The 1,617-nt window shown below is 39.3% G+C and carries 1 protein-coding gene; it reads right to left on the bottom strand.

All coding sequences use genetic code 11. The annotated features are described in order from the left end of the window. Positions 1 to 133: 133 nt before the first annotated feature. On the bottom strand, positions 134 to 1,369 hold the full coding sequence (locus tag FHY47_RS18740; RefSeq protein ID WP_148631377.1) for an IS110 family RNA-guided transposase: 1,236 nt from the start codon (positions 1,367 to 1,369) through the stop codon (positions 134 to 136). Positions 1,370 to 1,617: the final 248 nt, after the last annotated feature.

The raw sequence follows: 1,617 nt of genomic DNA, 5'->3' as shown, positions 1-1,617 counted from the left end.
CTAAACCAGCTAATAGTTTGTCAAACATTTCACTCAATCTTATAATTTAAGCATGTTATACTGAAATTAAGGCATGACAAATAAACTTCCTTTATTGATATGGAAGTTCCTTGAAGATATGTGAAAATCTATTTTAAGCGACATCTTGGAAGGTTGATTTGCTTTTCAAAAGAGCGTATATCCAATGTAAAAGTTTGTTTGCACAGGCAATAATGGCTACTCGATAAGGTTTTCCTTCTTCTCGCTTTTTGTCATAAAACTCACGTAATCTTTTATTTCGAGGGATGAGTTCCTTGGTCGTTCGGGCCTTACGTGCATCTCGAATGGCACAACGGACAGCTGTGAATAAGGCATGTCTTAGCCTGCTGGATCCTCTTTTTGTGATGTGATTCTTGGTACCTTTGAAGGTACCTGACTCGAATACACTGGGATCGATTCCCGCAAAGGCTACCAACTTCTTAGGGTGATTAAACCGATCTATTTCTCCAATTTCAGAAATAATCGTTGCCGCGATTTTTTCACCGATACCAGGAATGGATTGGATAATCTTATATTCTTCTATATTTTTTGCTAAAGCATCTATCTCTTCCTCAAGTTTGGATAGATGCTTTTTATATTCCAGAAGAATGTTAATAAGCATTTCTAAACTAATCAGATGACTATGGTATAGGGTCTGTTGAAAAGGGTTCTGGCCAGCTGCTTTCACGAGTTTGTTTGCTTGATTACAGGCCCATTGTCGAGATCGGCTCTTGCACAAATCATAAATCTTCTTAGATAAAATCTCTTCACCAGCTTCTAATACCTGTTTAGAGGTAGGGAAAGCCGATAATGTACGTAAAGAAACATCTGAATATAATTCTCCAAACACCCCTACATACGCTGGAAACACTTGATCCAGTACGGATTGAAACTGTAACTTCGCCTGTATGAACATACCTGTCAAATTCTCATGTTGTCTCGTCAGATTACGTAAGTTCAAAAGCTGGATGCCACGCTTTTTATAAGGCTCTAAATCCTCTTTATAATACAGCTCGCAGAGATGGTGGGCATCAATGACGTCTGTTTTGACTTTACGTAAACTTGAACTTTTTGCCTTGTAAGAAATGAGTGGATTCACAACGATTAACAGATACCCTCGTTTCTCAAAATACTGTACAACTGGTATATGATAATGCCCTGTGGATTCCAAAACAAGAGGTGGCTTTGATCCAGACACTGTTTCCACTTCATCGATAAATTCTTGAAGTTCCTGTAATCCATCCAGTGTATGTGCGACTTTAAAGCTCTTTTTGTAAGGCTTCTTTTTCTCCAAGAATGCTTGAACCTGACTTTCACCTTTTGCCACATCCAGACCAATGACTGGATTCATGAGTATCTCCTCCTCATTATTGAATTAGCTGGTAACCCCTATATGGCTCCTTATAGTGTCATAGCTTCGCTTGTTATACGAGATCTGTGTCCCAACCAGCTTCAATCATGTTTCTATAAGTAGGGGGCGAACGGTTTAGTTGTCGGGATGGAATCCCACGGGGGCGGTCGTTCTACCCCAGCTACCTCTAGTATTCTAGACCTAAAAGAAAAAGGTCAACCAATAACTTGGTCAACCTTATAATACGA

The organism is Bacillus sp. E214 (genome assembly GCF_008087365.1).
GTDB lineage: Bacteria > Bacillota > Bacilli > Bacillales > Pradoshiaceae > Pradoshia.
This window is presented reverse-complemented; position numbering and strand designations above follow the sequence as displayed.